The organism is Nocardia sp. NPDC051911, from assembly GCF_040681035.1.
Lineage (GTDB): Bacteria > Actinomycetota > Actinomycetes > Mycobacteriales > Mycobacteriaceae > Nocardia > Nocardia sichangensis.
In genome coordinates this window covers 49,347-75,341 of sequence record NZ_JBFAXY010000014.1, presented here as the reverse complement: position 1 = coordinate 75,341, position 25,995 = coordinate 49,347, and the positions used below count along the sequence as shown (strand labels likewise).

Below are 25,995 nucleotides of genomic sequence, written 5' to 3'. Positions count from 1 at the left end.
CTGTTCGTTGGCGTCGCCGGTCAGCCTCCAGCATCAAGTTAGGTTGAGGTCAACCGGTCGCGCCGGGCCGCCCTGGCCTGGAAGCCGTCGCAGAGCGCGTCGAGCCCGTCGTAGAGCAGCTCCTCCTGGGTCAGATCGCGTACACCGCTGCCGGCGAGATCGGCCAACGCGGAGGGGACCGGTCCCTCTGCTGTGCCGTGCAGCAGCGTCCGCAGCCCGTTGTCGCCCGCTGGATCCATGCCTTTGCGCGCCATCAGCTCGGCGCTGATCTCGGGCAGCGTCGCGCCGGAGATGTAGTTCCAGACGGTGAAGGACATGCCGGTCGCCTCGCGGGTGGACACGCCGAGTTCCAGGAACCCGTCGACCAACCAGGCCAGGCAGGCCAAGCTCTGCGGCCCGAAGCTGTAGCGCGGAGTGGCGAAGGTGAGCAGCACCCACGGATGTTGCCGGTACAGGGCCCAGTCGACCTCGGCGGCGATGCGGACCCGGTCGCGCCAGGTCCACCGCTGTCCCTCGGGGGAGGGGTACGGGTTGCGCCGGGCCACTTCGTCGGTCATCAGCGCGAGCAGTTCGTCTTTGTTCGCGACGTGGCGATACAGCGACATGGCTCCCACCCCGAGCCGATCGGCGATGCGCCGCATGGACAGCGCGTCCAAGCCTTCGGTGTCGGCGAGCTCGATCGCGGTGTCGATGATGGCGGCGCGGTGCAGCATGCGTACACTGTACCCGGAATAATGCGTACGACGTACGCGTCATGGAGAGGATGTTCGGTGATGACAGACGTGCAGCCGGTCCGGACCGAGCCGGCCACGACGGGCTCGCGGCGGGCGTGGCTGGGCTTGGCGGTCCTGCTGCTGCCGGTGCTGCTGGTTTCGATGGACATCTCGGTGCTGTTCCTCGCGCTGCCGACACTGACCCTCGATCTGGATCCGTCCGCGGACCAGCAACTGTGGATTCTGGACATCTACGGCTTCCTGATCGCGGGCCTGCTGATCACCATGGGCAATCTCGGCGACCGGATCGGGCGGCGCAACATCTTGCTGACCGGCGCCGTGGTCTTCGGCATCGCGTCGGTGATCGCGGCGTTCGCGCCCAGCGCGGGCGTGCTGATCGCCGCGCGGGCGCTGATGGGCATCGGCGGCGCGACGTTGCTGCCGTCCAGCCTGGCGCTGATCTCGAGCCTGTTCCCGGACGCGCGGGAGCGAGCGGCCGCGATCGGCGTCTGGACGGCGTTCTTCGCGGGCGGCTCTGCTGTCGGACCGATCATCGGTGGCGTGCTGCTGCACCAGTTCTGGTGGGGTTCGGTGTTCCTCATCAACATCCCGGTGCTGCTGGTCCTGCTCGCGTTCGGCCCGTTCGTGCTGCCGGAGCATCGGGCGGGGGTGCGGGGACCGCTGGATCTGCCGAGTGTCGTCCTGTCGATCGGCGGCATCCTGCCGGTGGTGTACGGGATCAAACACGCCGCCACCAAGGGCATCGATGCGCAAGCGATCGTCGTCGCGCTGGTCGGCGCGGTGATCCTGACCGTTTTCGTGCGCAGGCAGCGACAGCTGCGTGAGCCCCTGCTCGATCTGCGGCTGTTCGCCGGGCCCCAGTTCTCGGTGGCGATCGGCGCCAGCCTGACCGGCATGATGTCGCTGGCCGGCCTCAGCTATCTGACCAGCGTCTATCTGCAATCGGTGACCGGGCGCACGCCGCTGGCGGCGGCGCTGCTCGGCATCCCCATGGCGATCGCGGTCTTCGTCTGCTCGGTGGGCGGCGCCCGGGTCGGGCATCGCTTCGGCGCCCGCGCGACCTTCGTGTTCGCCTTGCTCGCCTCCGCGGCGGGCAACCTGATGCTGCTCGGTGTCGGCGCGTACGACGGACTCGGCTGGTACCTCGCCGGTTCCACGATCGCCGGAATCGGCTACGGTCTGGCCTTCACGCTGGTGTCGGAGGTCTCGGTGTCCTCGGTGCCGCCGGAGCGGGCCGGGTCGGCGGTAGGTATCTCGGAAACCAGCTTCGAACTCGGCAACGCGCTGGGTCTCGCGCTGCTCGGTTCGCTCGCGGCGCTCATCTTCCGGTCCGGGGGCGACTACGCGGCGACGCTCGGCGAGACCATCCAGCAGGCCGGCGGGAACGCGGCGCTGATCGAGGCGGCGCGCGGATCCTTCGTCGACGGCATGCACGTCGCGGTGGCCGTCGGCGCGACGGTGCTCACGGCGATGGCGCTGATCGCCCGCTTCGCCGCTCCACGTTCGCGCTGAGTTGTGCGGCCGGGATCAGTGGCCGAAGACGGAAGTCATGATCTCGGCCGCCCAGCGGTTCATCGGCCGGACGATCGTGCCGTGCACCCAGCGGACCGGGCGCACCACCACAGCGAGCCAGACGACGGCGAAGGCGGCGAACACCGGGCGCAGCACGTGGCGGTACAGCGCGCGGCACGGCAGCACCACGAGCACACCCACGATGAGCGTGGCCACACGCCACCCGTAGCGCGCGGTCACGCGCACCGCTTTCCAGAGCGGGTGCAGCACCCAACGCCACAATTGCGACAGGGGCCAGACGATCAGCCACTTGACGGTCTGGTGGCAGACCCAGGCGATGGCATACGCGATCGGATACACGACCCAGCGCAGCAACCAGGCCCCAGCGGGACGAATCACTTTGCGCCACAGGAAGACCTCCACCGCACGCCGCAGTGGTCGCAACAGGTGTTCCAGCAGGAGCGACAGCAGCGGCGTGAGCACCGAGCCCCACAGCAGATGCTGCACCACCCAGCCCCACAGGAAATCCTTCACGACGATCCACGCGGGCCGCAGCACCCAGTGCCGGATCAGCTCGGCCGCCGGGACCAGCAGATGTCGCGCGATGTACCCGAGCGCCGCCGCCGTGGCGCGGCACAGAAGCAGAACGCCCTCCCACAGCAGACGGATCGGAACCAGCACCACGATCGCGATCGCGCGCGCGATCCACTGTGCGGCAGATACTCGCGTGTCCGGCGTCGACACCTCGCCCCCTCGGTAGATGCACCGGGCGTAGCCCTGGTGAAGAATTCTGTGCGCCCGCAACATTCGAACACATGATCGCCGCCAGGTGCGTGAGTAGAAATGCTCGAGTCGCGCACCGGCGCGCCTCCCGCGAGTCGAATACCGCTCGTGAGTGGTCACGCCCACGACGAGCCGGTGCGTCATGAGGGAGGAATTCATCGCCGCCGCTCGCGCCAGGGCGCACGGACTCGCCGCACCGCGCGCGACGCTGGCCACCCAGTCCACCATCGCGATCGGCGGGCACTGCTGGCTCAGCTCGGCACACTGGACGATGACCCTAGGCGACGCGCCCACCCTCGACCTCTACAGCGATTTCCCGGTCCTGCGCGCCGAGGGTGAGCTGAGCATCGCCGCCTACCTCGCCCGCCAGGACCTGCCACGGCTCGTGCGGGACATGTCCGGCGCGGACCGGAACCTCCGCGAAACGACCGGGACATCCATCCGACACGCCGGGACATAGGATCGACGGATGCGCGAACCCGCTGCGATCGGTCCGGCCGCGTCCGGTCTCACGATGGTGCTCGCGCTCGCCGACTCACGGTTGCCGATCGGCGGCCACGTGCACTCCGGCGGTGTGGAAGAAGCCGTCGCGTCCGGCTTGGTCCGCGACGTCGTGACGGTCGAGCTGTATCTGCGCCGCCGCATCCGGACCTCGGGGCTGGTCACCGCGTCCCTGGCCGCGGCGGTCTGCGCGGGCGAACTGGATCCGGCGCGGGCCGAAGCGGAAGCCGACGCGCGCACGCCCGCACCCGCGGCGCGGGCCGCGTCCCGTGCCCAGGGCCGCGGTCTGTTGCGCCTGGCGAAACAGCTGTGGCCCCGGCACGATTGGTCGCCGCTCGCCACGACACCGCATCTGTCCACGGTCTTCGGAATGGTCGGCGCGGCCGCCGCGGTGCCGCCCCGGGAGATCGCCGGTGTGGTCGTCTACACGACCCTCACCGGCGCCGCCACCGCGGCCCAGCGTCTGCTGGCCCTGGACCCCGCCGCGATCGCCGCGTGCACGGTCCGGCTGGCCGACCTGTGCGATCGCGTCGCCGCCGAGGCCGTGACCGGTCTCGCCGCGATGTCGGACCCGCTGCAGGACGTGCTCGCCGAGCGGCATCGGCAGCGGGACATGCCCCTGTTCGCGAGTTGACGCCCCGGAAGAAGGAGACCGCCCCATGCCCCCGCATCTGATCGACGGTGAGCCGCACGACCACGGGCACGAGCGGCCGAAACGGGCCCGCACGCCCGGGGAGGCGCTGCGCATCGGCATCGGCGGCCCGGTCGGTTCGGGCAAGACCGCACTGGTGGCCGCGCTGTGCAGGCAGTTGCGCGACGAGCTGTCGCTGGCGGTACTGACCAACGACATCTACACCACCGAGGACGCCGACTTCCTGCGCAGGCACGCGGTCCTGCCGGACGAGCGGATCACCGCCGTGCAGACCGGCGGCTGCCCGCACACCGCCATTCGCGACGACATCACCGCCAATCTCGACGCGATCGACGATCTGGTCGCCGCCAATCCGCCGCTGGACCTCATCCTGGTGGAATCCGGCGGCGACAATCTGACCGCGACGTTCTCCTCCGGCCTGATCGACGTGCAGATCTTCGTGGTGGACGTGGCGGGTGGCGACAAAGTGCCGCGCAAAGGCGGTCCCGGCGTGACGTTCTCGGATCTGCTTGTGGTCAACAAGACCGATCTGGCGCCGTTGGTCGGCGCGGACCTCGGTGTGATGGAGCGTGATGCGGCGCGGGTGCGTGCGGACCGGCCGACAGTGCTCGTCTCGCTCACCGAGGATCCCGCGGCGACGCCGGTGCTGGCCTGGGTACGCGAGCAATTGCGCGCGGTCGCCGAGCAGGACCGGGCGGGCGCCGGCGAATCCGCCGCCGCGCATTGAGTGTCGCCGGTGCGCACGCAGCTACGCATCGTCGCTCGCCCAGGGACGCTTCCGGAGATTCATGCCAGCGGCGGGTTGTCGGCCCGCCGCACCGGACCGCGTGCGGTCCATCTGATCGGCACCGCCGCCACGCCGCTGGGCGGCGACGAACTCGACATCGTGATCGTGGTCGCGCCGGGTGCCGAACTGGTGGTCCGCTCGGTCGCGGCGACACTGGCACTGCCGGGCGCGGCGACGCCGCAATCGTGCGGACGCTGGCAGCTCGAGGTCGGTAGTGGGGGAGTATTGGATTTCGATCCCGAACCGATGATCGTCGCGGGCGGTGCGCGGCACCACACCGTCACCACGATCCGGCTGGATTCCGGCGCCCGGCTGCGAATGCGCGAACGCGTCCAGATCGGCCGCGCGGGCGAGGACGGCGGCATATGGCGCGGTGACCTGATCGCCGATATCGACGACACGCCTCTGCTGCGCCACCGGCTGGCGCTGGGCGCGGACACAGCGGCCGATGACGCGCTGTCCGCGCCTCGCGCCCTGGAGAGCGAACTCGTCTATCCGGACGAATGTGTCGCGGCGACAACGGGTTTGACGCAGACTCGGCTGCCGCTGGCGGCGGGTGGCAGTTTGTTCACCCGCACCGGGGCGCTGTTGGGCGTCTCCGGGGTGGAGCATGCCGAGCCGCGGCGCTGATCAATCGTTTCGTTCGACACAGGTGTAATCCGGCCGAGAGCTGGAGATAGAAAGGGTGGGAGCCCGACAGCGTCGTCGGGTTCCCACCTTTCCGGCTCGCTCCTCGGAAGCCCCATCCGATCAGCCGTTGGCCGTCTCCGGGGCCGTGTCTCCGGCCTCCGGAGCTGTGTCGGTGGCTTCCGAAGCCGGGGCGGTGTTCTCCGGGGCCGGATCGACCGCCTCCGGCGCGCCCTGCGCCCGGGGAGGTGCGCTCAGCGCGTGCACCGCACCGAGTCCCGCGCCGATCCCCGCACCGATGGCAGCCAACGGGGCGGCCATCAGGGCCGCGCCGTAAGCGGCCCCGATCGGGCCCGCGGCGAGACCGATCGGCGCGAACGGCAGACCGATGGCCAGGGCGAGACCTCCGCCGACGGCCGCTCCGAACAGCGCGAACGGACTCGCGAACGCGGCGCCCGCCGCGGCGCCGATGGCGGCGGCGCCCACGGTCTGGCCCGCCACCCGATCGGACCTCGTGCGTTCCATCCCGATCGAGTCGAGGTACGTCGCGATATTCGCCTCGGCCATCGCGGCGCCGTCGTTGAGCTGGATCGCCTGCTCCCGGTAGAGCCAATCCGGTGCGTCGACCTGCACGTCTCCGAAGCGGAGCTTGTGCGGCGGCGGCGCGATCGGCGGCACCGGCGCGACGGGAACGGGGCCGTGCAGCCCTTCCAGCGGGGCCAGATACTTCGGATTCGGCAACGGACGCGCCCACTGCAACGAACTCAGCGTGTCGTCCGGAATCCGCACACCTTCGTACGGGCGCACGTTCGGGGCCTCGGCCGCGGGCCACTGGGCCGGCTGATCGGTGGGATCCGTCCGGGTCACCGGAACGGGCCGATCGGGTGCCGCGTTCGCGGTGCCGGTTCCCACCAGCGCGAGAACGAGAGGAACCGTTCCCATGGCGACGAGAGGACCCAACTTCGCCCGGTGCGGTTTGGGTGCTCGGTGCTTGCCTGTGCCCATAGATCACCTTTCATCCGAAGGAGACGTCGACGCCCCACATTCGGATCTGCCGGTGACCTGGATTGGTCGAACGCGCTATTACGGCGGGATCAGCCGGCTTTCGCGTCGGTATGCGCCTTGTCCACCGCGACCCGGCTGTTGGTGGAAGCGCCGAGAGCGGCGGCCAGTTGTTCGGCGTCCTCGTCGTCGCCGTTGCTGATCGCCTCCAAGGCCAATCGTGCGAACACCCACTGCTCGGTGGCCGCCATCTGTCCGCGGCTGCGGCCGAGGAAGGTGACGAACCACTGGATGACGGTGATGATCCGGCTGCGGTAGCCGACCAGGTAGTACAGGTGCAGCGCCAGCCAGGCCAGCCACGCGATGAACCCGCCGAACTCCAGCTTCCCCACCTGGCAGACGGCGCTGAATCGCGAGATCGTGGCCATGCTGCCCTTGTTGAAGTACTTGAACGGCTTGCGCTCCTGCGGCGTCTGGCCTTTCAGCCCCGCGGTGATCTGCCGGGCGGCGTAAGTCGCGCCCTGGATCGCGCCCTGCGCCTGCCCCGGCACGTTCGGCACCGACATCAGATCGCCGACCACGAAGACGTTCGGGTGGCCCTTGACGGTGAGGTCCGGCTCGACCACGACCCGGCCCGCGCGGTCGACCTCCGTGCCGTCGGACTGGTCGGCGATCAGCTTGCCCAGCGGGCTGGCCTGCACGCCCGCCGACCACACCTTGCACGCCGACTCGATGCGGCGGATCGTGCCGTCGGAGTCCTTCACCGTGACGCCGAACGCGTCGACATCGATCACCATGGCGTTGAGCTGGATCTCCACGCCCATCTTCTCCAGGCGCCGCTCGGCCTTGCCGCCCAGCTTCGGGCCCATCGGGCCGAGCACCGCGCCCGCGCCCTCGATCAGCACCACCCGCGCGTCGCGCGGATCGATGTTGTGGAAGGTGCCCTCCAGCGTGCGGTCGGACAGCTCGGCGATCTGTCCGGCCAGCTCGACGCCGGTCGGGCCCGCGCCGACGATGACGAAGGTCAGCAGCCGGTCGCGCTCCTCCTGGGTGGTCGCGAGCTCGGCCTGCTCGAAGGCGCCGAGGATCCGGCCACGTAGCTCGAGCGCGTCATCGATCGTCTTCATGCCCGGCGCGTAGGTGGCGAACCGGTCGTTGCCGAAGTAGGACTGCTGCGCGCCGGTCGCGACGATCAGGCTGTCGAAGGGGGTGACGGTGTCCTGGTCGAGCAGGCGCGAGGTGACCGTCTTGGCGGTCAGGTCGATGTCGGTGACCTCGCCGAGCAGCACCTGCGCGTTCTTCTGCTTGCGCAGCACCAGCCGCGTGGCGGGCGCGATCTCGCCGACCGAGAGGATGCCGGTGGCGACCTGGTAGAGCAGCGGCTGGAACAGGTGGGTCGAGGTCTTCGAGATCAGCGTGATGTCGACGTCGGCGCGCTTGAGGTGCTTGGTGCCGAACAGGCCGCCGAAGCCCGAGCCGATCACCACCACCCGGTGCCGGCCGTTCTCGACAGTCTGAGTGCTCATCGTCCTGCTCCTCGATGGACCTGGGGGTCGTCCCCGGCGGGGGTTCCTGACAGCTAAACCGTAGCCGTCGAGTCGGGCACCGTCACGACGAGATGTCCGTTCCTGGCGTGTTGCGGTGCGATATCTCACTGCCGCCGGGCCGGGGCGGGGAGGATCGTCGCGACCGAACCGGCCGAGCGGGCGAGGTCGAGAGCCTACGATGGTAACTGTCGCTCAGGGAGGATTGCCATGGTCGCCGGTGACCGTGCGATCGGCCGGAAGCCCAGCGTGCGGGCCGATTCGGAGAACATCGCGCTGATCGAGGTACCGCACGGCCATCTGATCGATCGGGCGCTGGGATTGTTGCCGGAACGGCGCCAAGTGCTGGCCACCCCGCCGCGGGGCAGCGACACCGTCGCGGTGCGCGGCGATGCCGGGCTGCCCTACCTGGGCCGGGCGTTGCACTACATGCGCTGGGGCCCGGCCGAGATGATGGAGCGTTACCGCAGGTACGGACCCGTCTCGCTGAACACATCGCTCGGTGTCGACCGGGTGCTGGTCGCGGGACCGGACGCACTCGACGAAGTACTCGGGCACCGGCGCCGTGACTTCGGCCAGGGCTGGGACTACTTCATCGGCCCGTTCTTCCGGCGCGGCTTGCTGCTGCTGGAATTCGACGAGCACAAATTCCACCGCAAGATCATGCAGCAGGCGTTCACCAGGGACCGGCTGGAAGCGCACCTGGCGGCGCTGACGCCGGTGGCGCGGGAGTACATCGCACGCTGGGTGCCGGTAGGGCGCGACGCAGAACGCACGGTGCGGCTGTATCCGGCGATCAAGGAGCTGACCCTCGAGATCGCCGGCGAGACGTTCATGGCAATCGATGTCGGCCCGCGGCGCGGCCAGCTCATCGACGCGTTCGTCGACTGCACGCACGCGGGGCTGGCGATCATCCGGCATTCGGTGCCGGGCGGCAACTGGCGGGCCGGGCTGCGCGGCAGGAGAGTGCTCGAGGACTACTTCACCGCGATGCTGCCGGAGAAGCGCCGCGTCGAGACGGCGGACTTCTTCTCCGGGTTGTGCCACGCGCGCAGCGAGGACGGCGGCGTCTTCGGTGACGCCGACGTGGTGAACCACATGATCTTCCTGATCATGGCGGCGCACGACACCACGACGACGACCGCCACCGCCGTCGCGTACTACCTGGGCAAGCACCCGGAGTGGCAGCAGCGGGTGCGCGCCGAGGTGCTCGACATGGACGCGCGCCTCGGCGACGGGCCGCCCGCCATCGCGGACCTGGAGGCGCTGCACGATCTGGATCTGGTGGTCCGGGAAAGCCTACGGCTGATGCCGCCGGTTCCTGGACTGTCGCGCCGCGCCGTGCGTGACACCGAGATCGCAGGCCACTACATTCCGGCCGGCGCCCCGGTGGACCTCGCCTACCAGGTGAATCACTTGCTGCCCGAACTGTGGACCCACCCCGAACGCTTCGATCCGGAGCGATTCGGCGAACAGCGGCGCGAGGACAAGTCGCACCGCCTCGCGTGGATGCCGTTCGGAGCGGGCGCGCACAAGTGCATCGGGATGCACTTCGGCACGTTCGAGGTGAAGACGGTGACCGCCGCCCTGGTGCGTGCATACGAGTGGCGGATCCCCGAGAAATACCGCATGCCCTGGGGATTCACCACGATTCCCTTCCCCAGGGACGGTGCGCCGATGACGTTGCGCAGGCGCGCGGCCGCCTGAGCGGCCGGGCGGTCAGCGGCCCGCGAGCAGGATCTCCGCGAGCTTGGTGTCGGTCTCGGCGCCTTCGGTGTAGCCGCCCGCGCCACCCAGCGAACTCATGATGGCCAGGGTGTAGCGCTCGCCCGGTCCCGCGAAGCCGACCGAGTTGACCACCCAGCCGCCCTGTTCGGCCGACCAGCCGTTCTTCAGTCCGGGACGCATGCTCGCGCCCGCGCCCCACACGCCCCAGTGCTGGTTGGAGTCCACCGCGCGCATCCGGTCGACGAGGTAGTTGCGGTCGTCGGGGTGCATGCGGTTGAGGACGTTGTCCATCAGGCGGTCGAGGTCGGCGGCGGTGCACTTCTGGAACGACCAGTCCGGGAACAGCGCGGTATTGGTCGGCTGGGGAACCAGCGAAGTCATCCCGTTGGCGCGGAAGGCGTTGTTGAACGCCATCCGGTCGATGCCCGAGTACTTGGTCCAGAGCAGGTCGGCGGCGCCGTCGTTCGAGGTCGCGAGCATGCCCTCCATCAGACCGCGGTCCTCGGGAGTCAGGTTGATGGCGCCGACCCGCGCCCGGTTGAGCAGGTCCGCGGCGATCGCGAGCTTGATCGTGGAAGCGGTCCAGACCGCGTTCTCGGCGTTGGCGTTGGCGTAGACCCCGCCGGACACCCGGTCGCGCAGGACGTAGCCGGTGACACCGGGACGGTTGTTGAGGTAGGCGTCGGCCTTCGCGATGCGGCTGCTCAGATCGCAGTCGAAGCCGGGCAGGCAGCCCTGCGTGTGCGCGAGTGGCACCGCGCCCGCGGTCGGGAGCGCGGCGGGCAGGCTCGGAGCGATGATCGCCGCTGCGGCGAGGACACAGGCGGAAGCGGCCACGCGGGGAACGGTTCGGGTGGCGGGGGACGGATAACGCACGAGGGATGACGATCGCACATCGCGGGTCCGGACGCACGTCTTGAGCTCGGATCCAGGGTGTGCTAGCGCCCGTTCCGGCTGCTTGCGCCGCAGTGGAATTCGATCGTCACCGCCGGCCGGACACGTCAGCGGAAGGCGGCGCGCAGTTCCTCGACGGTGCGTCCGTTGAGCCGGTAGCAGTGCTCGAAGGCCTCGGTGTGCCGGTCCCTCGGCCAGGAATGCAGGACTACGGTGCGACCGTAGTGGCGCGAGTTGATCAGGTCCCAGCGGTCACCGATCCGGCGGACCGTGAATCCGCCTTTCGGAAGCAGGGGAATCACCATCGCATCCATAGAACGCGAACCAGCCTTTCGGTGCAGCTCTCTCGTTCCGCCCCGGTGCAAGCTCTCCTCCCCGGTGCAGCACTGTCGCACATCGCCGCGGCGGCGCCCGCGTGACACGTCGGAGTAATCCGTTCTGGTGTGGTCTATTTCACTGGACTCCGGATGGGGCGGTGCGATTGCACGTCGGTCGCTGGGCGTATAAACGTGCACGAAGTCCGAGGCCGGGCAGCCGGACACCACCGATCGAGAGGGCGCAGATGCCGCTGCACATCCACCGTGCCGAGCGCGCCGACGTCCTCGCCCGTGCGCTCGCCGGGGTGCTGGCGTCGCCGCAGGAAGACCCGTTCGCGGCCGAGGTGGTCGCGGTGCCGGCGAAAGGCGTGGAGCGCTGGCTGACGCAGACGCTCTCGGGAGTGCTCGGCGCGGGCGGAGCGGCCGACGGTGTGTGCGCCAACATCGCCTTCCCCTCGCCTTCCGCGCTGGTCGTGGAGGCGCTGGCCGCGGCGAGCGGGGTGGCGCAGGCGGAGGATCCGTGGGCGCAGGAGCGGGCGGTGTGGACGCTGCTGCGGGTGATCGACGCCTCGCTGTCCGAGCCCTGGTGCGCGGTGCCCGCCAGGCATCTCGGCGCAGGAGACGCCACGGGCGGCGAGCACCGCGCCGGACGGCGTTACGCGACCGCGGCCCAGGTCGCCGCGCTGTTCGACAGTTACGCCGCTCAGCGTCCAGCGCTGATCACCGAGTGGGCGGCGGGCCTCGACACCGATGGCGCGGGCGCTCCGGTACCCGACGACCTGCTCTGGCAGCCGATGCTCTGGCGCGGGCTGCGCGCCGAGATCGGGGCGCCGAGCCCGGCCGAGCGGCTCGACGCCGCCTGTGCCCGGTTGCGTGCGCGTCCGGATCTGGTCGCGCTGCCGCCGCGATTGTCGCTGTTCGGCGTGACCCGGTTGGCCGGCGACCAGTTGGCCGTGCTGTCGGCGCTGGCCGCCGGCCGCGACGTGCACCTGTGGCTCGTGCATCCGAGTCCGGTCCTCTGGTCGACCCTGAGCGAGCTGCCCCCTGCCCGCACGCGCGCCGAGGACCGCAGCGCCACGGCGGTCACCCATCCGCTGCTGGCGGGACTGGGGCGCGACGTCCGGGAGTTGCAGCAGCGGTTGGCCGCGTCCGCCGTCACCGGAACCGACACCTATCATCCGATCAGCGAACTCGATGACGTTGTGGCACAGCATGATTCGTCCATGACATTGCTGCGTGCACTACAACGGGGTATCCGGGACGACCAGTGGCCACCGGCGGCGGGGCAGGTCGGCGCCGACGGCACCGTACAGGTGCACGCTTGTCACGGCCCCGCACGGCAGGTGGAGGTCCTGCGGGAAAGCCTGCTCGGGCTGTTCGCGGCCGACGAGACGCTGGAGCCGCGTGACGTGCTGATCATGTGCCCGGAGGTGGAGGCGTACGCGCCGCTGGTGCGCGCGGCATTCGGGCAGCGCGCGCCGGGATCGCCGGAGACGCAGAGCGATTCGGAGCATCCGGCGCACCGCTTGCGGGTGCGCCTGGCCGACCGGGGACGCGGGGTGACCAATCCGCTGCTCGCGGTCATCGCAGTGCTGCTCGAGCTGGCCGACGGCCGCGTGACGGTGACCCAGGTGCTCGATCTCGCCGCCGCCGAGACGGTCAGGCGCCGTTGCGGGTTCGATGACGACGACATCGAGCGATTGCGCGAGTGGGCGGCCGAGTCCGGGGCGAGGTGGGGCATCGGGCAGCGTCAGCGCCAAGCGTTCGGGCTCGCCGATTTCGCGCAGAACACGCTGAACAGCGCGGTGGACCGGATCCTGCTCGGGGTCACCGCTGGCGAGACCTCCGACGATTGGCTCGATCTCGCGCTGCCCTTGGACGACGTGGACAGCAACGACGTCGATCTGGCCGGACGCTTCGCGGAGTTCGTCGACCGGCTCGCGGTGTGCCTGCGCGACCTGCGCGGCCCCCGTCCCGCGCACGAATGGGCGGCCGCGCTCGGCCGCGCGCTGGATCTGCTGACCGACGTGCCGGACGCGCAGGCCTGGGTGCGTACCGAGGCCAGGCAGGAACTCGCCGCCGCCACCGACCACGCGGGCGAGGTGTCGTTGCGGCTGGCCGACGTCGGTGTGCTGCTGCGTTCGCGGCTGGCGGCGCGCCCCACGCGGGCCAACTTCCGCACCGGCGAACTGACCGTCTGCACGATGGTGCCCATGCGGTCGGTGCCGCACCGGGTGGTGGCGCTGCTCGGCCTGGACGACGAGATGTTCCCGCGCGCGAGCGCCGCGGACGGAGACGACGTGCTGGCCCGCGAACCCTTGTTGGGCGAACGCGATCCGCGCAGCGAGGACCGGCAGCTGCTGCTGGACGCCGTGCTCGCGGCGCGGGACACGCTGCTGGTGTTCCACACCGGCGCCGACCCGGTCAGCGGGGCGCACCGGCCGCCCGCCGTTCCGGTCGCCGAACTGCTGGACGCGCTGCGGGCCCACGTCGGCGCCGCGGCGATGCGCTCGGTGGTGACGCGGCATCCGCTGCAATCCTTCGATCGCCGGAATTTCCGGGCCGAGCAGCCGTTCAGTTTCGACACGGTGGCCCTGGCCGGCGCGCACGCGGCTGATGGACCCGCGCTGCCGCGTCCGGGGTTCTTGGCCGCGCCGCTGCCCGCCGCGCAAACGGCGGATGTCGCGCTGGCCGATCTGATCTCGTTCGTGGAGCACCCGGTGCGCGCTTTCCTGTGGCAGCGGCTCGGTCTGCGGGTTCCCGAGCACGACGAGGACATCGCCGACCGGCTGCCCATCGAGCTGGACGGCCTGGCCAAGTGGGAGCTGGGCGAACGCCTGCTCGCGGCCCGCCTGACCGGCGCGGATCCGGCCGGGCTGCGGGCGGCGGAGTGGCGGCGCGGCACGCTGCCGCCGTTCGGATTCGGCGCCGCCGTGCTCGACGAGGTGGAGCACACCGTGGACCGGTTGGTGCGCGCCGCGCAAGCGGACTACGCGGGCCCGGCGCGCGCGGTGGACATCGCGGTCGACCTGGGCAACGGGCGGCGGCTCACCGGCACCGTGCCCGAGGTGCGCGGCGACACCCTGGTCCGCACCACCTTCTCCCGGCTGGCCCCCAAACACCGGATCGGAGCGTGGGTTTCGCTGCTGGCGCTGACCGTCACCGAGGACCGTTCCTGGCGGGCGGTGAGCACCGGCCGCGGCCAATTCGGCCGTCCGACCTGGCGCTGCGAGCTCACCGCACCCGACGCGCCCGCGGCCGGGGAGATCCTGCGCAGGCTCGTCGCGCTGCGCGACGAGGGCCTGACCGAACCGCTGCCCGTCGCGCCCGCCGCCACCGCGGTATACGCCGAACGGCGTTTCCGCGGCGCGAGCACCGACGACGCGATCGCGGCGGCGGAGCGCGAATTCAACGGCGGTCCCAATGGTCCGGGGCCCTTCGGCGATCACACCGACCGCCACCTTCGCTACGTCTGGGGCCCGGCGCCCCGGCTCGAGGACCTCATGGCCGCGCCCGCCGCGGCGGGCGAACCCGGCGAGAGCACCCGCTTCGGCGCGCTGGCCCGGCGGATGTGGGCCCCGTTGCTGGCCGCGGAAAGCCAGGGCCAGCCGTGACCGATCGCGAACCGACGCGGCACGTGACACCGGAATACGCCGCCGCGGCGCGTGTCGGTCACCGGTGGGCGGCCGGGGGCGCGGCAGAATATCAGCCCGGACAGTCGTTTCGGGTCCGTGTGGCGTGGCCGGTCACCAGGACGAGCGCGACGTCCGCCGAGTGTGTGACCATCGGCCGCGCAAGAGGGAGGCGCGCATGACCGTGCAGGAAACCTCCTTCCCGGCAAACGCTTTCGATGCGGCCGCGTTCGAACCGTACGGACCGCTGCCAACCGGCACGACCGTGCTGGAGGCCAGCGCGGGCACCGGCAAGACCCACGCCATCGTCGGTCTCGCCGTGCGCTATGTCGCCGAGGCGGGTGTCGAGGTGTCCCAGCTGCTGCTGGTGACCTTCAGCCGCGCGGCGACCCAGGAGCTGCGGGAACGCACCCGCGACCGATTCGTCGCCGTCGCCGCGGGATTGACCGACCCGGTCGCGGCCAGGGCGCACGCCGACGAACTGGTCCGGCACCTCGCGCAGGCCGGCGAAGACGAGGTGCGGTCGCGGCGGCGACGGTTGCTGACCGCCCTGTCGGATTTCGACGCGGGCACCATCGCCACCACGCACAGCTTCTGCCAGCGCATGCTCGACGAACTCGGCCTCGCGGGTGAACACGACCCGGGCACCAGGCTGGTGGAGACCGTCGACGATCTCGTCGGCACCGTCGTCGACGATCTGTATCTCAACCGCTACGCGCGCGGGCAACCGCCGTTCTCGGTGAAGGAGGCCCGCACGCTCGCGCTGGCCGCCGTGCGGGACCGGCATGCGGCGCTCCAGCCCGACGGCGAGACCGGCGAGCGGGTGGCGTTCGCCCGCGCCGTACGCGCGGAGACCGAGCGCCGCAAGCGGCTGACCGGGCTGCGCGACTTCGACGACCTGCTGGTACTGCTGTACGACGTGCTCGCCGACCCGGAGCACGGCCCGCGCGCGTGCCGTCGCATCCGGGCGCGCTACCGCGTCGCCCTGGTCGACGAATTCCAGGACACCGACCCGCTGCAATGGGACATCTTGCGCAGATCGTTCCACGGGCATGCCACGTTGGTGCTGGTCGGTGATCCCAAACAGGCGATCTACGCCTTCCGCGGCGCGGAGGTGCTCAGCTACCTGGACGCGGTGGCGCACGCCGACGTCCGCAAAGAACTCACCACGAACTGGCGCAGCGACGCCGGACTGCTCGCCGCGCTGGATCACCTGCACGGCGCGGCGGCCCTGGGGCACGAGGAGATCCGCGTCTATCCGGTCGCCCCGACCAGACCATGGTCCCGGTTGTCCGGACCTTCCGAACTCACCACGCCGCTGCGGGTCCGGTGCCTACCGCGCACCGGCGCGGGACCGCTGAACAAATCCGGCTTCCCGGCCGTCGGGCGCATGCGGGCCAAGGTCGCCGACGATCTCGCCGCCGATATCGTGCGCCTGCTCGAATCCGGTGTACAGCTGGATGGGAAAGCGGAAACGATACTGTCCGAAGCCGATTCGATCGCGGCGGTCGACACGGCGCGCAGGCCGATCGGGCCGGGCGACATCGCGGTACTGGTGCGGACCCGCTCGCAGATCGATGTGGTGCGTGCGGCGCTGGACCGCGTCGGCGTCGCCTCCGTGCTCGCGGGCGGTATCAGCGTCTTCGCGACCGACAGCGCCACCGACTGGCTGTGGGTGCTGCGGGCGCTGGAACAGCCGCATCGCGGCGACCGGGTGCGGCTGGCCGCGTGCACACCGCTGTTCGGTGTGACCGCGGCCGAGATCGACAGCGAGGGAGCCGATCTGGTCGGCCGGGTGAGCGCTCAGCTGCGTGAGGCGGCGCGGCTGTTCACCCGCGCGGGATTCGCGGCTGTGTTCGAGAAGATCGCCGCCGAAACCCGCCTGGCGCCGCGGCTGCTCGCGGTGGAGAACGGGGAGCGGCAGCTCACCGACCTGCGGCACCTCGCGCAATTGCTCGACCAAGTCGCGCTCACCGAGGGACTGGGGCTGACCGCGCTGACCCGGTGGCTGGCCGACCGCGTGCGCGATCCCGCTTCCGGCGCCGTCGCCGACCGCAGCCGCAGGCTCGACCGGGACGCCGCCGCCGTCCAGATCGCCACCGTGCACGCGAGCAAGGGACTCGAATTCCCGGTGGTGTACCTGCCGTTCGCCTGGGACAGCGCGAAGAATCCCTATCCGGCGACGTTGCTGTTCCACGCCGACGACGGTGCGCGCGTGCTGGATGTCGGCGGCGCGGACGCTCCCGGATACGCCGAACGCAAGGCGCGCAGCGAAGCCGAGGAGGCGGGCGAGGAACTCCGGCTGCTGTACGTCGCGCTCACCCGCGCCATGTGCCAGATCGTCGCCTGGTGGGCGCCCGCGATCACCACCGCGGCGTCGCCGTTGCACCGCATGGTCTTCGGCCGCGCCGATCGTGGCGCGGCCGTCGCCGCCCGAGCCGCGGTACCCGCGGACACCGTTGCCGCGCAAATGCTTACGACGTGGGCGCAGGACGCGGGCGCGGCGATCTCGGTGACGGCGGTGGCCGGGACCGACGGCGTCGCGATCCGGCGAGCGCGCACCGGGCCCGCGCCCGGCGCACTGGCCGCGGCCCGCTTCGACCGGGCGCTGGACCAGCAGTGGCGGCGCACCTCGTACTCGGCGCTGACCGCCTCCGCGCACGGCCCGGCGGCGCCCGAACCCGACAGCGAACCGGAGGGCGCGCCGGGGCCGGGCGACGAGCCCGCGGGCGCCTCCCTCATCGGCGCGGCGGAGCCGGAACCGTCGGGCGCGGCGTCGCTGATGAACGCGCTGCCCTACGGCGCGGAGTTCGGCACCTTGGTGCACGGCGTCCTGGAGCGGATCGACACCGGTGGTCCGGATCTGGCGGCCGAGGTGCGCGATCGGTGCCGCGAGGCGGTGGGCGAACTGATGGCCGAAGTGGATACCGAAGTGCTCGCGACGGCGCTGCTGGCCGTGCTGCGTACTCCGCTCGAGGGCGGCTGCCTGGCCGGCATCGCCCCTGGCGACCGTCTCAGCGAACTCGAGTTCGAATTGCCACTGGCGGGCGGGGACCGCGTCGGCGCCACCGCGGCGACCCTGCGGCGCGTCGCCGAGTTGCTGCGTGAGCACCTTTCGGTCGACGACGACTTGTTCCCCTACGCCGAACAGCTGGCGGCGCTCGAAGACATACCGCTGCGCGGTTACCTGACCGGCAGCATCGACGCCGTGCTCCGCGTCGCGGGCGACGCGCACCCTCGATTCGTCGTCGTCGACTACAAGACCAACCGGCTCGGCACGGGTGATCTCACCGTCGCGCACTACACCCGCGACCGCATGGCCGCGGAGATGCTGCGTTCCCACTATCCGCTGCAAGCGCTGCTGTACTCGGTCGCGTTGCATCGATATCTGCGCTGGCGGTTGCCCGGCTACGACCCGGCCCGGCATCTCGGCGGAGTCCGATACCTGTTCGTGCGCGGCATGATCGGACCGGAGACGCCTGCGGGCTGTGGCGTCTTCGACTGGCATCCGCCCGCCGATCTGGTCGTGGCGCTGTCGGCGCTGCTGGCAGGGGAGGCGGGGCGGTGACCTCGATCCAGGTGGCGCAGCGCGGAACCGGGCTGCTGCGCACGTTCAACGAGGCCGGTGTGCTCTCGGCCGCCGACGTGCACGTGGCGCTGCGGTTGGGCCGGCTGGGCCGGGAATCGTCGGAGCCGGTGCTGTTCGCCGCGGCGCTGGCCGTGCGGGCGGTGCGCTCCGGCTCGGTGTGCCTGGAACTGCACCGGATGCGGGAGATCGGCGTCGACGCCGACGAGAACTGGGACGCGGGCATCGATCCGGCGACGCTGCCGTGGCCGGACATCCCGGCCGTGGTCGCCGCGCTGCGGGTGAGTCCGCTGGTGCGCGGTGGACCGGCGGGTCCGTTGCGGCCGCTGCGACTTGTCGAATCCCAGGGGCCGGGCGATTCCGGTCCGCTGCTCTATCTCGATCGGTACTACCGGCAGGAGCAGACGATCCGGCGGGTGCTCACCGAGCGTTCCGCACACCATCCGGTGGTCGCTCCCGGCATCGTGCGCCGCGAACTGGACCGGTTGTTCGACGCGTCGGCGGGCACGGCGCCGGATCGCCAGCGACTGGCCGCCGCGCTCGCCGCGACACATTGGACCACCGTGGTCGCGGGCGGGCCCGGCACCGGCAAGACCCACACCATCGCGCGGATCATCGCCTTGCTGTCCGCGCACCGCGAGACCGAGCCGAAGTTGCCCGCGCTGCGCATCGCGCTGGCCGCTCCCACCGGGAAAGCGGCGGCTCGCCTCCAGGAAGCCGTTCGCGAGCAAGCGATTTCGCTCGGATTGCCCGAACTCACCGCCGCCACCTTGCACCGGCTGCTCGGCTGGCAGCGCGGCCGCGGTACCCGGTTCAAGTACCACGAATTCAACCGGCTGCCCTACGACGTGATCGTGGTCGACGAGACCTCGATGGTCTCCTTGACCATGATGAGCAGGCTGCTGGCCGCGCTGCGCCCGGACACCCGCCTGGTCCTGGTGGGCGACCCCGACCAGCTCGCCTCGGTCGACGCGGGCGCGGTGCTCGCCGACCTGGTCGCCGGACCCGTCGCGGCCACCCCGAGTCCCGTGCTCGACGAGATCCTCGGGCCGGAGGCGACCGGCGAGCACGCCGAGGCCCTGACCGCGCTGGAGCGCACCCGCCTGCGCGGCGGCATCGTCCGGCTGACCCGGGGCCGCAGGTTCGGCGGACGGATCGCCGACCTGGCCGTCGCGGTGCGGGCGGGGGACGCGGACGCCGCGCTCGAGCTGTTGCGCGCGGGCGGCGACGAGTTGTCGCTCAGCGCGCCCGACGAGCTGACCGCGGTCCGCGCCGACGTGGTGCGGGCCGCGACGACGGTCACCGCCGCCGCCCTGGACGGCGACGCGACGGGCGCGCTGCACGCGCTGGAAACGCATCGCCTGCTGTGCGCGCACCGGCAGGGGCCGTTCGGCGTGGAGCGCTGGGACCGGATGGGCGCGGAGTGGGCCGCCGCCGCGGGGGCGGGCCCTGATTCGCAGCAGGCGCCGTGGTATCCCGGACAACCGCTGCTGGTCACCGCGAACGATCACGAGGCGCGGATCTACAACGGCGACACCGGCGTCGTCGTGCGGATGCCCGACGGCTCGCTGCGCGCGGCGCTGCAACGCGGCAGCGAACCGTACCTGGTGCATCCCACGCAGTTCCCCGCGGTCGTCACCGTCTTCGCCATGACCATCCACCGCAGCCAGGGCAGCCAGTACGACACCGTCTCCGTCGTCCTGCCCGAGCCCGAATCCACGTTGCTGACCAGGGAATTGCTGTACACCGCGATCACCAGGGCACGCCGCCACGTCCGGATCATCGGTACCGAGGAGTCCATCCGCGCTGGCATCGCGCGGCGGGTGCTGCGCGCCAGCGGGCTGTCGCGCCGGGAAGGGCCCCGATGACGGGATCTCACATTCGCGGCGCCCGCGGCGTCTACCTGGTGTGAGCCTGCCCCCGTTCGAGGAAATAGTGGCCGAATACGGCCCGATGGTGTTGCGCGTCTGCCGGGCGGTGCTCGGCCCGTCCGACGCGGCCGACGCCTGGTCGGAAACGTTTCTCTCCGCGTTGCGGGCGTTTCCCGGCCTTTCCCCGGACACGAACATCGAGGCATGGCTGGTCACCATCGCGCATCGCCGCGCGATCGACGTCGGCCGGGCGCTGACGCGCGCTCCCGTCCCGGCAGAGACGTTGCCGGAACGTCCCGCCACCGCCCCCGGACCCGCCGACTACGACCCCGACCTGTGGGCCGCCCTGCGGGCGCTGCCGACCAAGCAGCGCCAAGCGGTCGCCTACCACTATCTGGCCGGGCTTCCCCACGCGGAGATCGCCGAATTGCTCGGCAATTCTCCGGACGCCGCACGCCGCGCCGCCGCGGACGGCCTGAAGACCCTGCGCAAGCTCTACCCGAAGGACGAATCATGATGGCCACCCTCGATCACGGTGACGGGTTGTCGCGCGCGCTGACCCCGGACGCCGACCTGCTCGCCACGCTGCACGCGCGACTGACCGCCGAGGCCGACGCCGCGGGACTGCTCGATGTCGCCTACCGCCTGCTGGAGACCCCGGTGGGGACGTTGCTGCTGGCCGCGACGCCCGCCGGACTGGTCCGCGTCGCCTACCCGACCGAAGACCACGACGCGGTACTCGCCACACTGGCCGCGCGGATCAGTCCGCGGATCCTCGCCGCGCCCGCCCGCTTGGACGTGGCGGCCCGGCAGATCGAGGAATACTTCGCGGGCCACCGGACGCATTTCGACCTGCCGCTGGATCTGCGGCTGGCCGCCGGGTTCCGCCGCCAGGTGATCGAGCACCTGCCCGCCATCGGCTACGGACAGCGCGCGAGTTACGGCGCGGTGGCGGCGGCCGTCGGGAACCCGCGCGCGGTGCGCGCCGTCGGCTCCGCCTGCGCGCGCAACCCGCTGCCGGTGGTGATCCCGTGCCACCGGGTGGTACGCGGGGACGGGTCCATCGGACAGTACGTCGGCGGCGTCGTCGCCAAGCACGCGCTGTTGGATCTGGAGGCGGCGGCATGAGCGAGCCGAGCACCGGAACCGTTGGGGCCGGTCACCGCGCGGAGCATCGTGCCGGGCCCGCTCCCGTCCCGGGGCGGGCCGAAGCCGCCGCCCTGGCGGATCGCGTCGACGCCCAGCCCTGGCGGACGCTGCTCGCGGAAGTCGACGCGCACGGCTGCGCGGCGACCGGGCCGATCCTCACTCCGCAGGAGTGCGCCGAATTCACCGCCATGTGGGACGACCTGACCCGGTTCCGATCCACCGTCGACATGGCGCGCTATCGATTCGGCGAAGGCACCTACCGATACTTCGCGCATCCGGTGCCCGAGCCGATCATGCGCCTGCGGACGGCCTTCTATCGAAAACTGTTGCCGCTCGCCCGATCCTGGGCCGACCGTCTCGGCGACCCAGCGCCGTGGCCGGAGGAGTTCGGCGATTGGCTCGACGCCTGCCATGCCGCAGGGCAGAAAAAGCCGACCCCGATCCTGCTGCGCTACCACGCCGGTGACTGGAACGCCTTGCATCGCGACCTGTACGGCGAGCTGGTCTTCCCGCTACAGGTCGTCATCGGATTGGACCGATCCGGGATCGACTACACCGGCGGGGAATTCCTGCTCGTGGAGCAACGCCCGCGCGCTCAGTCGAAAGCGACCGTGTCGGTGCTCGAACAGGGGCACGCGTTGGTTTTCACCACCCGCGATCGGCCGACGCCATCCAGTCGCGGCTGGTCCCGCGCCCCGATCCGCCACGGTGTCAGCCGCGTGCGCAGCGGTGTGCGGCACACTCTCGGTCTCGTGCTGCACGACGCGGAATAGCCATCGTGTACACCTTGCTCGACGGCGACGGCCGACCGTATCGGAGCATCGTCCCCGGGCGATACGGCGGCCACCGTCGCAGCCGCATCTACGGCCGTCTGGACTGCCCTTCGGCGCTCCGTGCGCTCGCCAAGGGCGCCTACCGCACGCATCGCGTCTTCTTCGCGACCGAATCCGACGCGATCTCCGCTGGCTACCGGCCTTGTGCGGTCTGCGTGCCCGGGCGGTACGCCGCGTGGAAGAAAACGCGCTGATCGCGGATCGCGCCAGAGCCCGCAGCGCCGAATCGAACAGGGGCCGGCTGCTGTGCGGGTCCTGCCGCCGGCAACCCCAGGATCTGGTGCCGCTGGGGCGGAGTAGCTACGCCTGTTCCGGTGCGCCGGTACGCGCGGGCTCGTCGCGGACCCACGCGTCGGTCTGGGTGAGCCAGAACAGATAGGCCAGGGCGGGCAGGACCGTGACGGCAGCGACGGCGACGACGGCGAGCAGCCCCACCAGGGTTGCTCGTGCACCGGCGGCATCCGCGATGAGCATCTGATCGACGAGGATCCATGGCGTCTGCGCGACGGCCCACCCGATGACGATCGCGGCGACGGCTACCGTCGCGGGAACGCGCGCCCACCCGAATCGGCGGCGGTACACCAAGGTCAGGGTGAGCACCCCCGCGGCCGCCGAGACCGCGATGAGCGGAAGGGCGCGCCCCAGGAGTCCGGCGCCGAGGGTAGGTGCGTCGTGACGGATCGGCGCGATCGCCGCGATCGCGACCGCCCCGGTCACGCCACCGACGATCAGTGTGCGCAGGCGCAGGTATCCGGCGAGGGCGTCGTCGCCCGAGCGCGCGGCGTCGGCGGTGAGGAAGACGCCGGCCAGGAATGCGGACGTCCCGACCGCCAGAACACCGCCGAGAATCGAGGTCGGATTCAGCCACGACCGCAACCGGTCGCCGTACCCGTCGACGGGCACCCGGCCGGAGGCGATCGCGCCGACCGCGGTGCCGAAGAAGAACGGCGTGATGAGCGACGCGCCCGCGAACAAGGCGCCGAACAAGCGCGCCTGGCGCAGCGTCGCGGAGTACTTGCGGAACGCGAAATTCGCCCCGCGCAGCACTATTCCGAGCAGCGCCAGGCTCATCGGGATGAACAGGGTGGTCATGACGGCGGCGAACACCGCAGGGTAGGCGGTCCAGAGAAACACCAGAATATAGATCAGCCACACGTGGTTGGCTTCCCAGACCGGTCCGATGCTGTGGTCGATGAGCACTCGCAAGCGGCTGCCGCGCCGGGGTCCGCCCGCGGTCAGGTCCCAGAATCCGGAGCCGAAATCCGCGCCGCCGAACAGCGCGTAGAGCACCACCCCGGTGAACATCGCGGTCGCGACGACGTCCGAGAGATCCATCGGTCACGGCTTTCCGACGCTGCGGGCGCGCTGCGCCTGGTCGACCGGCGACGCGCCCGGTCCGTAGGGGGCGGTGATGGTCGCGGTGCCGGTGCGCCAGCGCCGCGCCATGGAACGCAGGACGACGATCGCGCCCACCGTCATCCCGGCATACACCAGCAACACGCTGACATAGGTCCACCACAAGCCGGTGCTCGTGCTGGCGGCGTCGGTGGTGCGAAGGACCCGCCAGACCGTCCACGGCTGACGGCCCACTTCGGTCGCGATCCAGCCGCATTCCAGCGCCAGGATCGCCAACGGTCCGGCGGCCACCGCCGCTCCCAGGAACCAACGTTCGGCCAACGGGTCGTGGCGCCGCCAGCGCAGCAGCCAGAACACGATCACCATGAGCGCGAGCAGGGTGCCGATGGCGACCATGGTCTGAAAGGCGAGGTGGGTGACGTTGACCGGCGGCCGATCCGCCACCGGCACCGAGTCCAATCCGGGTACCGGGGCGGTCAGCGAGTTGCGGGCGATGACGGAACCCAGCCGGGGGATCTCGAGCGCTCCCCGCACCTCTCCATCGACGAGAACGCCGCCCAATCGCAGCGGGGCGGGCCCTTCGGTGGTGGCGGCCAGTTCGAACGCGGCCAGCTTCGACGGTTGCGTATCGTGCACCCGCATCCCCAGCACGTGCCCTAGGAGTGGTTGGGCGAGCGCGGCGACGGTCGCGAAGACGAACGGGACCGTGAACCCGAGCCGGTGATGAGGGTCGCGACGTCCACGCAGCAGACCGGCGGCGTAGACGCCGGACACGAGGAATCCGACGACCATGAAGGCTCCGACCCACATGTGCGCGAACTGCAGGTACACCCCGCCGTTGAACATCGCACGCCACGGATTCACCTCGGTCACCTCACCGTCGGCGAGCCGGAATCCGGTCGGGTTGTTCATCCACGCGTTGACGCTGACCACACAGAAGGTGCCGACCACCCCGGCGGCCCCCATCGGCACGAGCATGGCAAGGTGGCGGCGCGGCGGCATGCGTCCCCATCCGTAGAGGTAGATGCCCAGGAAGATCGCTTCGATGAAGAACGAAAGCCCTTCGAAGGCGAACGGCAAGCCCAGCACATCGCCGAAGCGGCCCATCAGCCCCGGCCACAAGAGCCCCATTTCGAAACTGAGCACCGTTCCGGAGACCGCGCCGATGGCGAACAAGATCGCCGATACCGTCGCCCACCGCTTCGCCAAGCCCAGTGCCACGGGGTCGTCGTGAACGATGCCACGGCGATGCACGACGTAGATCATGGCGGGAAAGGCGACGCCGAAACAGGCCAGCACGATGTGCCAGCCCAGTGAGAACGCCATCTGCTGGCGTGCGGGCAGCAGGCCGGGCGGCCCTTCGCCCGACGCCTGGTAGAGCGCGACGAGCGTGCTCGACACGATGCGGGCCCCTTTCCCTCGGTCTCGATAGCCGCATGCCTGCGCCACGCGCGCTCGGCTCTCAGCCGGGGTATCCCCTTCGCGCTGTATCAAGCCGGTGAAGGCGTGGCCGGCCGATGACCGCGTGCGCTGCCCCTCGGGCTGACGCAGAGGGGAAGAGGCAGGGGTTGGGACTTGCGCGGATATCACAGGAGTGATAGAAGAAATCTGTGTTGACCGACAGAGATAATGCTCTCTGTCATCGAGAGATAAGACTGAGTGGAGGTGACGGCCATGCTGGTCCCGGCGCGCGATCCACCCGGGCAGGAACGTTGCGCTATCACCCCATTCCAGGGGTGCACGAGATCGTGAAAGCGAGGTGATTGCTGTATCTCGAGAAAACGACGATTGTCGATCTCTCGTTCTCGACTCTTCCTCACGGGTGGGCTCGGCGGGCTCCGAGCCCACCTCGCCCCCGAAACCGGAATTCACCTCGGAGGAGTGACGAATGACCACGATCCCGCTCTACGGTGACGGCGACTTGGCCGACCAGCAGACCCCCGTGCACGCCGACGACCGTGATATCGGACTGGACATCGGCGGGTTGCACCCGCTGACCGAGCGCATCCGTGCCGCGTTCGACACCGCCGATATCAGCGACCGCATCGATCAGGCCTGGACCACACCTACCGCCGATGACGACTACGATTGCCTCGCCTACTGACAGCAACGTCCATCCCGACCCGCACACCGGCGCCGCGGAATTGCCGCGCTGGCAGCACGGATGTGTGGCCTGGTTCAACAAGGAAAAAGGTTTCGGGTTCCTGACCCCGGACAATGGCGGTGAGGCGGTGTTCGTCCGATACACCGCCATCTGCGCCCCCGGCTACAAGACACTCACCGCTGGGCAACCGGTCGTGTTCACGGCCGCCGACACCGATCGCGGACCCGAAGCCACCCAGGTGCTGACCTACACCCGCACCCACACCACCCCCGCGCCGCACGACCTGCCGCGACCGCATCGATCCAGCCGCCGATGCCGATTGCGGCTGCGGCTGGGGCGATAGCCACAAACCTTGTGGCTGCAACGGGCCCGCCCGCACCGAA

Annotated in this window: 23 protein-coding genes; 15 read left to right on the top strand and 8 right to left on the bottom strand. The window is 70.6% G+C overall.

The features are described from left to right. Positions 1 to 38 precede the first annotated feature (38 nt). On the bottom strand, positions 39 to 713 hold the full coding sequence (locus AB0L97_RS19085; RefSeq protein ID WP_364431151.1) for a helix-turn-helix domain-containing protein: 675 nt from the start codon (positions 711 to 713) through the stop codon (positions 39 to 41). Positions 714 to 773: 60 nt separating this feature from the next. Between AB0L97_RS19085 and AB0L97_RS19080 the strand changes: the two genes are divergently transcribed. Further along, positions 774 to 2,246: an MFS transporter gene (locus tag AB0L97_RS19080; protein WP_364431148.1), complete on the top strand. Its 1,473-nt coding sequence runs from the start codon at positions 774 to 776 to the stop codon at positions 2,244 to 2,246. Between the two features lie 15 nt (positions 2,247 to 2,261). On the opposite strand, the gene AB0L97_RS19075 is transcribed toward AB0L97_RS19080, so the two are convergent. Beyond that, a complete protein-coding gene (locus AB0L97_RS19075; protein WP_364431145.1) occupies positions 2,262 to 2,990 on the bottom strand; it encodes a hypothetical protein in 729 nt (242 codons plus the stop codon). Between the two features lie 181 nt (positions 2,991 to 3,171). On the opposite strand from AB0L97_RS19075, the gene AB0L97_RS19070 reads away from it, so the two are divergent. Genes AB0L97_RS19070 through AB0L97_RS19055 form a run of 4 tightly spaced genes read left to right on the top strand, consistent with a single transcriptional unit; the run spans position 3,172 to position 5,599 of the window. Next, positions 3,172 to 3,489, top strand: coding sequence for a hypothetical protein (locus AB0L97_RS19070; protein WP_355070914.1), 318 nt, complete (start codon positions 3,172 to 3,174; stop codon positions 3,487 to 3,489). Positions 3,490 to 3,498: 9 nt separating this feature from the next. Then, positions 3,499 to 4,164: an urease accessory UreF family protein gene (locus tag AB0L97_RS19065; RefSeq protein ID WP_364431140.1), complete on the top strand. Its 666-nt coding sequence runs from the start codon at positions 3,499 to 3,501 to the stop codon at positions 4,162 to 4,164. A gap of 25 nt (positions 4,165 to 4,189) precedes the next feature. Then, entirely contained in the window at positions 4,190 to 4,909 is a 720-nt protein-coding gene (ureG, locus tag AB0L97_RS19060; RefSeq protein WP_364431137.1) for an urease accessory protein UreG, read from the top strand. A 9-nt stretch (positions 4,910 to 4,918) separates the two neighbouring features. Next, complete coding sequence (locus AB0L97_RS19055; protein WP_364431134.1) at positions 4,919 to 5,599, top strand: urease accessory protein UreD; 681 nt, start codon at positions 4,919 to 4,921, stop codon at positions 5,597 to 5,599. Positions 5,600 to 5,719: 120 nt separating this feature from the next. On the opposite strand, the gene AB0L97_RS19050 is transcribed toward AB0L97_RS19055, so the two are convergent. Then, positions 5,720 to 6,538 carry a hypothetical protein gene (locus tag AB0L97_RS19050; protein ID WP_364431131.1) on the bottom strand — a complete coding sequence of 273 codons (819 nt, stop codon included), beginning with the start codon at positions 6,536 to 6,538 and terminating at the stop codon, positions 5,720 to 5,722. Between the two features lie 152 nt (positions 6,539 to 6,690). Beyond that, positions 6,691 to 8,124 (bottom strand): NAD(P)/FAD-dependent oxidoreductase, encoded by a 1,434-nt coding sequence (locus AB0L97_RS19045; RefSeq protein WP_355070924.1) that lies wholly within the window; start codon positions 8,122 to 8,124, stop codon positions 6,691 to 6,693. Positions 8,125 to 8,352: 228 nt separating this feature from the next. On the opposite strand from AB0L97_RS19045, the gene AB0L97_RS19040 reads away from it, so the two are divergent. Further along, positions 8,353 to 9,849, top strand: coding sequence for a cytochrome P450 (locus AB0L97_RS19040; protein WP_364431127.1), 1,497 nt, complete (start codon positions 8,353 to 8,355; stop codon positions 9,847 to 9,849). Between the two features lie 12 nt (positions 9,850 to 9,861). On the opposite strand, the gene AB0L97_RS19035 is transcribed toward AB0L97_RS19040, so the two are convergent. Both AB0L97_RS19035 and AB0L97_RS19030 read right to left on the bottom strand, forming a co-directional pair. Then, complete coding sequence (locus AB0L97_RS19035; protein WP_364431124.1) at positions 9,862 to 10,707, bottom strand: tat pathway signal sequence; 846 nt, start codon at positions 10,705 to 10,707, stop codon at positions 9,862 to 9,864. Positions 10,708 to 10,871: 164 nt separating this feature from the next. After that, the gene (locus AB0L97_RS19030; protein WP_355070929.1) at positions 10,872 to 11,069 is read right to left on the bottom strand and encodes a hypothetical protein; all 198 of its coding nucleotides are present in this window, start codon (positions 11,067 to 11,069) and stop codon (positions 10,872 to 10,874) included. 257 nt (positions 11,070 to 11,326) lie between these two features. Here AB0L97_RS19030 and recC point away from each other — a divergent pair, with 257 nt between their 5' ends. The 7 genes from recC (at position 11,327) to AB0L97_RS18995 (ending at position 22,346) form a co-directional block, all read left to right on the top strand. Next, positions 11,327 to 14,695 carry an exodeoxyribonuclease V subunit gamma gene (gene recC, locus AB0L97_RS19025; protein WP_364431120.1) on the top strand — a complete coding sequence of 1,123 codons (3,369 nt, stop codon included), beginning with the start codon at positions 11,327 to 11,329 and terminating at the stop codon, positions 14,693 to 14,695. A 196-nt stretch (positions 14,696 to 14,891) separates the two neighbouring features. Then, positions 14,892 to 18,281 carry a UvrD-helicase domain-containing protein gene (locus AB0L97_RS19020; protein ID WP_364431117.1) on the top strand — a complete coding sequence of 1,130 codons (3,390 nt, stop codon included), beginning with the start codon at positions 14,892 to 14,894 and terminating at the stop codon, positions 18,279 to 18,281. After that, positions 18,278 to 20,167, top strand: coding sequence for an exodeoxyribonuclease V subunit alpha (recD, locus tag AB0L97_RS19015; protein ID WP_364431114.1), 1,890 nt, complete (start codon positions 18,278 to 18,280; stop codon positions 20,165 to 20,167). Before AB0L97_RS19020 ends, recD begins: the two co-directional genes overlap by 4 nt. A gap of 46 nt (positions 20,168 to 20,213) precedes the next feature. After that, positions 20,214 to 20,687: a sigma-70 family RNA polymerase sigma factor gene (locus AB0L97_RS19010; protein ID WP_364431350.1), complete on the top strand. Its 474-nt coding sequence runs from the start codon at positions 20,214 to 20,216 to the stop codon at positions 20,685 to 20,687. Then, a complete protein-coding gene (locus tag AB0L97_RS19005; RefSeq protein ID WP_355071061.1) occupies positions 20,687 to 21,298 on the top strand; it encodes a methylated-DNA--[protein]-cysteine S-methyltransferase in 612 nt (203 codons plus the stop codon). Before AB0L97_RS19010 ends, AB0L97_RS19005 begins: the two co-directional genes overlap by 1 nt. Continuing rightward, the gene (locus tag AB0L97_RS19000; RefSeq protein ID WP_364431111.1) at positions 21,295 to 22,092 is read left to right on the top strand and encodes a 2OG-Fe(II) oxygenase; all 798 of its coding nucleotides are present in this window, start codon (positions 21,295 to 21,297) and stop codon (positions 22,090 to 22,092) included. Before AB0L97_RS19005 ends, AB0L97_RS19000 begins: the two co-directional genes overlap by 4 nt. A 5-nt stretch (positions 22,093 to 22,097) precedes the next feature. Beyond that, positions 22,098 to 22,346: an Ada metal-binding domain-containing protein gene (locus AB0L97_RS18995; protein WP_364431108.1), complete on the top strand. Its 249-nt coding sequence runs from the start codon at positions 22,098 to 22,100 to the stop codon at positions 22,344 to 22,346. 106 nt (positions 22,347 to 22,452) lie between these two features. On the opposite strand, the gene AB0L97_RS18990 is transcribed toward AB0L97_RS18995, so the two are convergent. Both AB0L97_RS18990 and AB0L97_RS18985 read right to left on the bottom strand, forming a co-directional pair. Then, positions 22,453 to 23,487 (bottom strand): cytochrome d ubiquinol oxidase subunit II, encoded by a 1,035-nt coding sequence (locus AB0L97_RS18990; protein ID WP_364431105.1) that lies wholly within the window; start codon positions 23,485 to 23,487, stop codon positions 22,453 to 22,455. Positions 23,488 to 23,490: 3 nt separating this feature from the next. After that, positions 23,491 to 24,909: a cytochrome ubiquinol oxidase subunit I gene (locus AB0L97_RS18985; RefSeq protein WP_364431103.1), complete on the bottom strand. Its 1,419-nt coding sequence runs from the start codon at positions 24,907 to 24,909 to the stop codon at positions 23,491 to 23,493. A 487-nt stretch (positions 24,910 to 25,396) separates the two neighbouring features. Between AB0L97_RS18985 and AB0L97_RS18980 the strand changes: the two genes are divergently transcribed. Both AB0L97_RS18980 and AB0L97_RS18975 read left to right on the top strand, forming a co-directional pair. Beyond that, on the top strand, positions 25,397 to 25,612 hold the full coding sequence (locus AB0L97_RS18980; protein ID WP_364431100.1) for a hypothetical protein: 216 nt from the start codon (positions 25,397 to 25,399) through the stop codon (positions 25,610 to 25,612). After that, positions 25,584 to 25,955: a cold shock domain-containing protein gene (locus tag AB0L97_RS18975; RefSeq protein ID WP_364431097.1), complete on the top strand. Its 372-nt coding sequence runs from the start codon at positions 25,584 to 25,586 to the stop codon at positions 25,953 to 25,955. Before AB0L97_RS18980 ends, AB0L97_RS18975 begins: the two co-directional genes overlap by 29 nt. Positions 25,956 to 25,995 lie beyond the last annotated feature (40 nt).

Excerpts from the sequence above, each read along its gene's own strand:
- AB0L97_RS19070 (WP_355070914.1), top strand. The coding sequence starts at position 3,172 with ATGAGGGAGGAATTCATCGCCGCCGCTCGCGCCAGGGCGCACGGACTC.
- AB0L97_RS19005 (WP_355071061.1), top strand. The coding sequence starts at position 20,687 with ATGGCCACCCTCGATCACGGTGACGGGTTGTCGCGCGCGCTGACCCCG.
- AB0L97_RS19000 (WP_364431111.1), top strand. The coding sequence starts at position 21,295 with ATGAGCGAGCCGAGCACCGGAACCGTTGGGGCCGGTCACCGCGCGGAG.
- ureG (WP_364431137.1), top strand. The coding sequence starts at position 4,190 with ATGCCCCCGCATCTGATCGACGGTGAGCCGCACGACCACGGGCACGAG.
- recC (WP_364431120.1), top strand. The coding sequence starts at position 11,327 with ATGCCGCTGCACATCCACCGTGCCGAGCGCGCCGACGTCCTCGCCCGT.
- AB0L97_RS19045 (WP_355070924.1), bottom strand. The coding sequence starts at position 8,124 with ATGAGCACTCAGACTGTCGAGAACGGCCGGCACCGGGTGGTGGTGATC.
- AB0L97_RS19085 (WP_364431151.1), bottom strand. The coding sequence starts at position 713 with ATGCTGCACCGCGCCGCCATCATCGACACCGCGATCGAGCTCGCCGAC.
- AB0L97_RS18975 (WP_364431097.1), top strand. The coding sequence starts at position 25,584 with ATGACGACTACGATTGCCTCGCCTACTGACAGCAACGTCCATCCCGAC.
- AB0L97_RS19050 (WP_364431131.1), bottom strand. The coding sequence starts at position 6,538 with ATGGGAACGGTTCCTCTCGTTCTCGCGCTGGTGGGAACCGGCACCGCG.
- AB0L97_RS19020 (WP_364431117.1), top strand. The coding sequence starts at position 14,892 with ATGACCGTGCAGGAAACCTCCTTCCCGGCAAACGCTTTCGATGCGGCC.
- AB0L97_RS19065 (WP_364431140.1), top strand. The coding sequence starts at position 3,499 with ATGCGCGAACCCGCTGCGATCGGTCCGGCCGCGTCCGGTCTCACGATG.
- AB0L97_RS19030 (WP_355070929.1), bottom strand. The coding sequence starts at position 11,069 with ATGGTGATTCCCCTGCTTCCGAAAGGCGGATTCACGGTCCGCCGGATC.
- AB0L97_RS19040 (WP_364431127.1), top strand. The coding sequence starts at position 8,353 with ATGGTCGCCGGTGACCGTGCGATCGGCCGGAAGCCCAGCGTGCGGGCC.
- AB0L97_RS19080 (WP_364431148.1), top strand. The coding sequence starts at position 774 with ATGACAGACGTGCAGCCGGTCCGGACCGAGCCGGCCACGACGGGCTCG.
- AB0L97_RS18980 (WP_364431100.1), top strand. The coding sequence starts at position 25,397 with ATGACCACGATCCCGCTCTACGGTGACGGCGACTTGGCCGACCAGCAG.
- AB0L97_RS18990 (WP_364431105.1), bottom strand. The coding sequence starts at position 23,487 with ATGGATCTCTCGGACGTCGTCGCGACCGCGATGTTCACCGGGGTGGTG.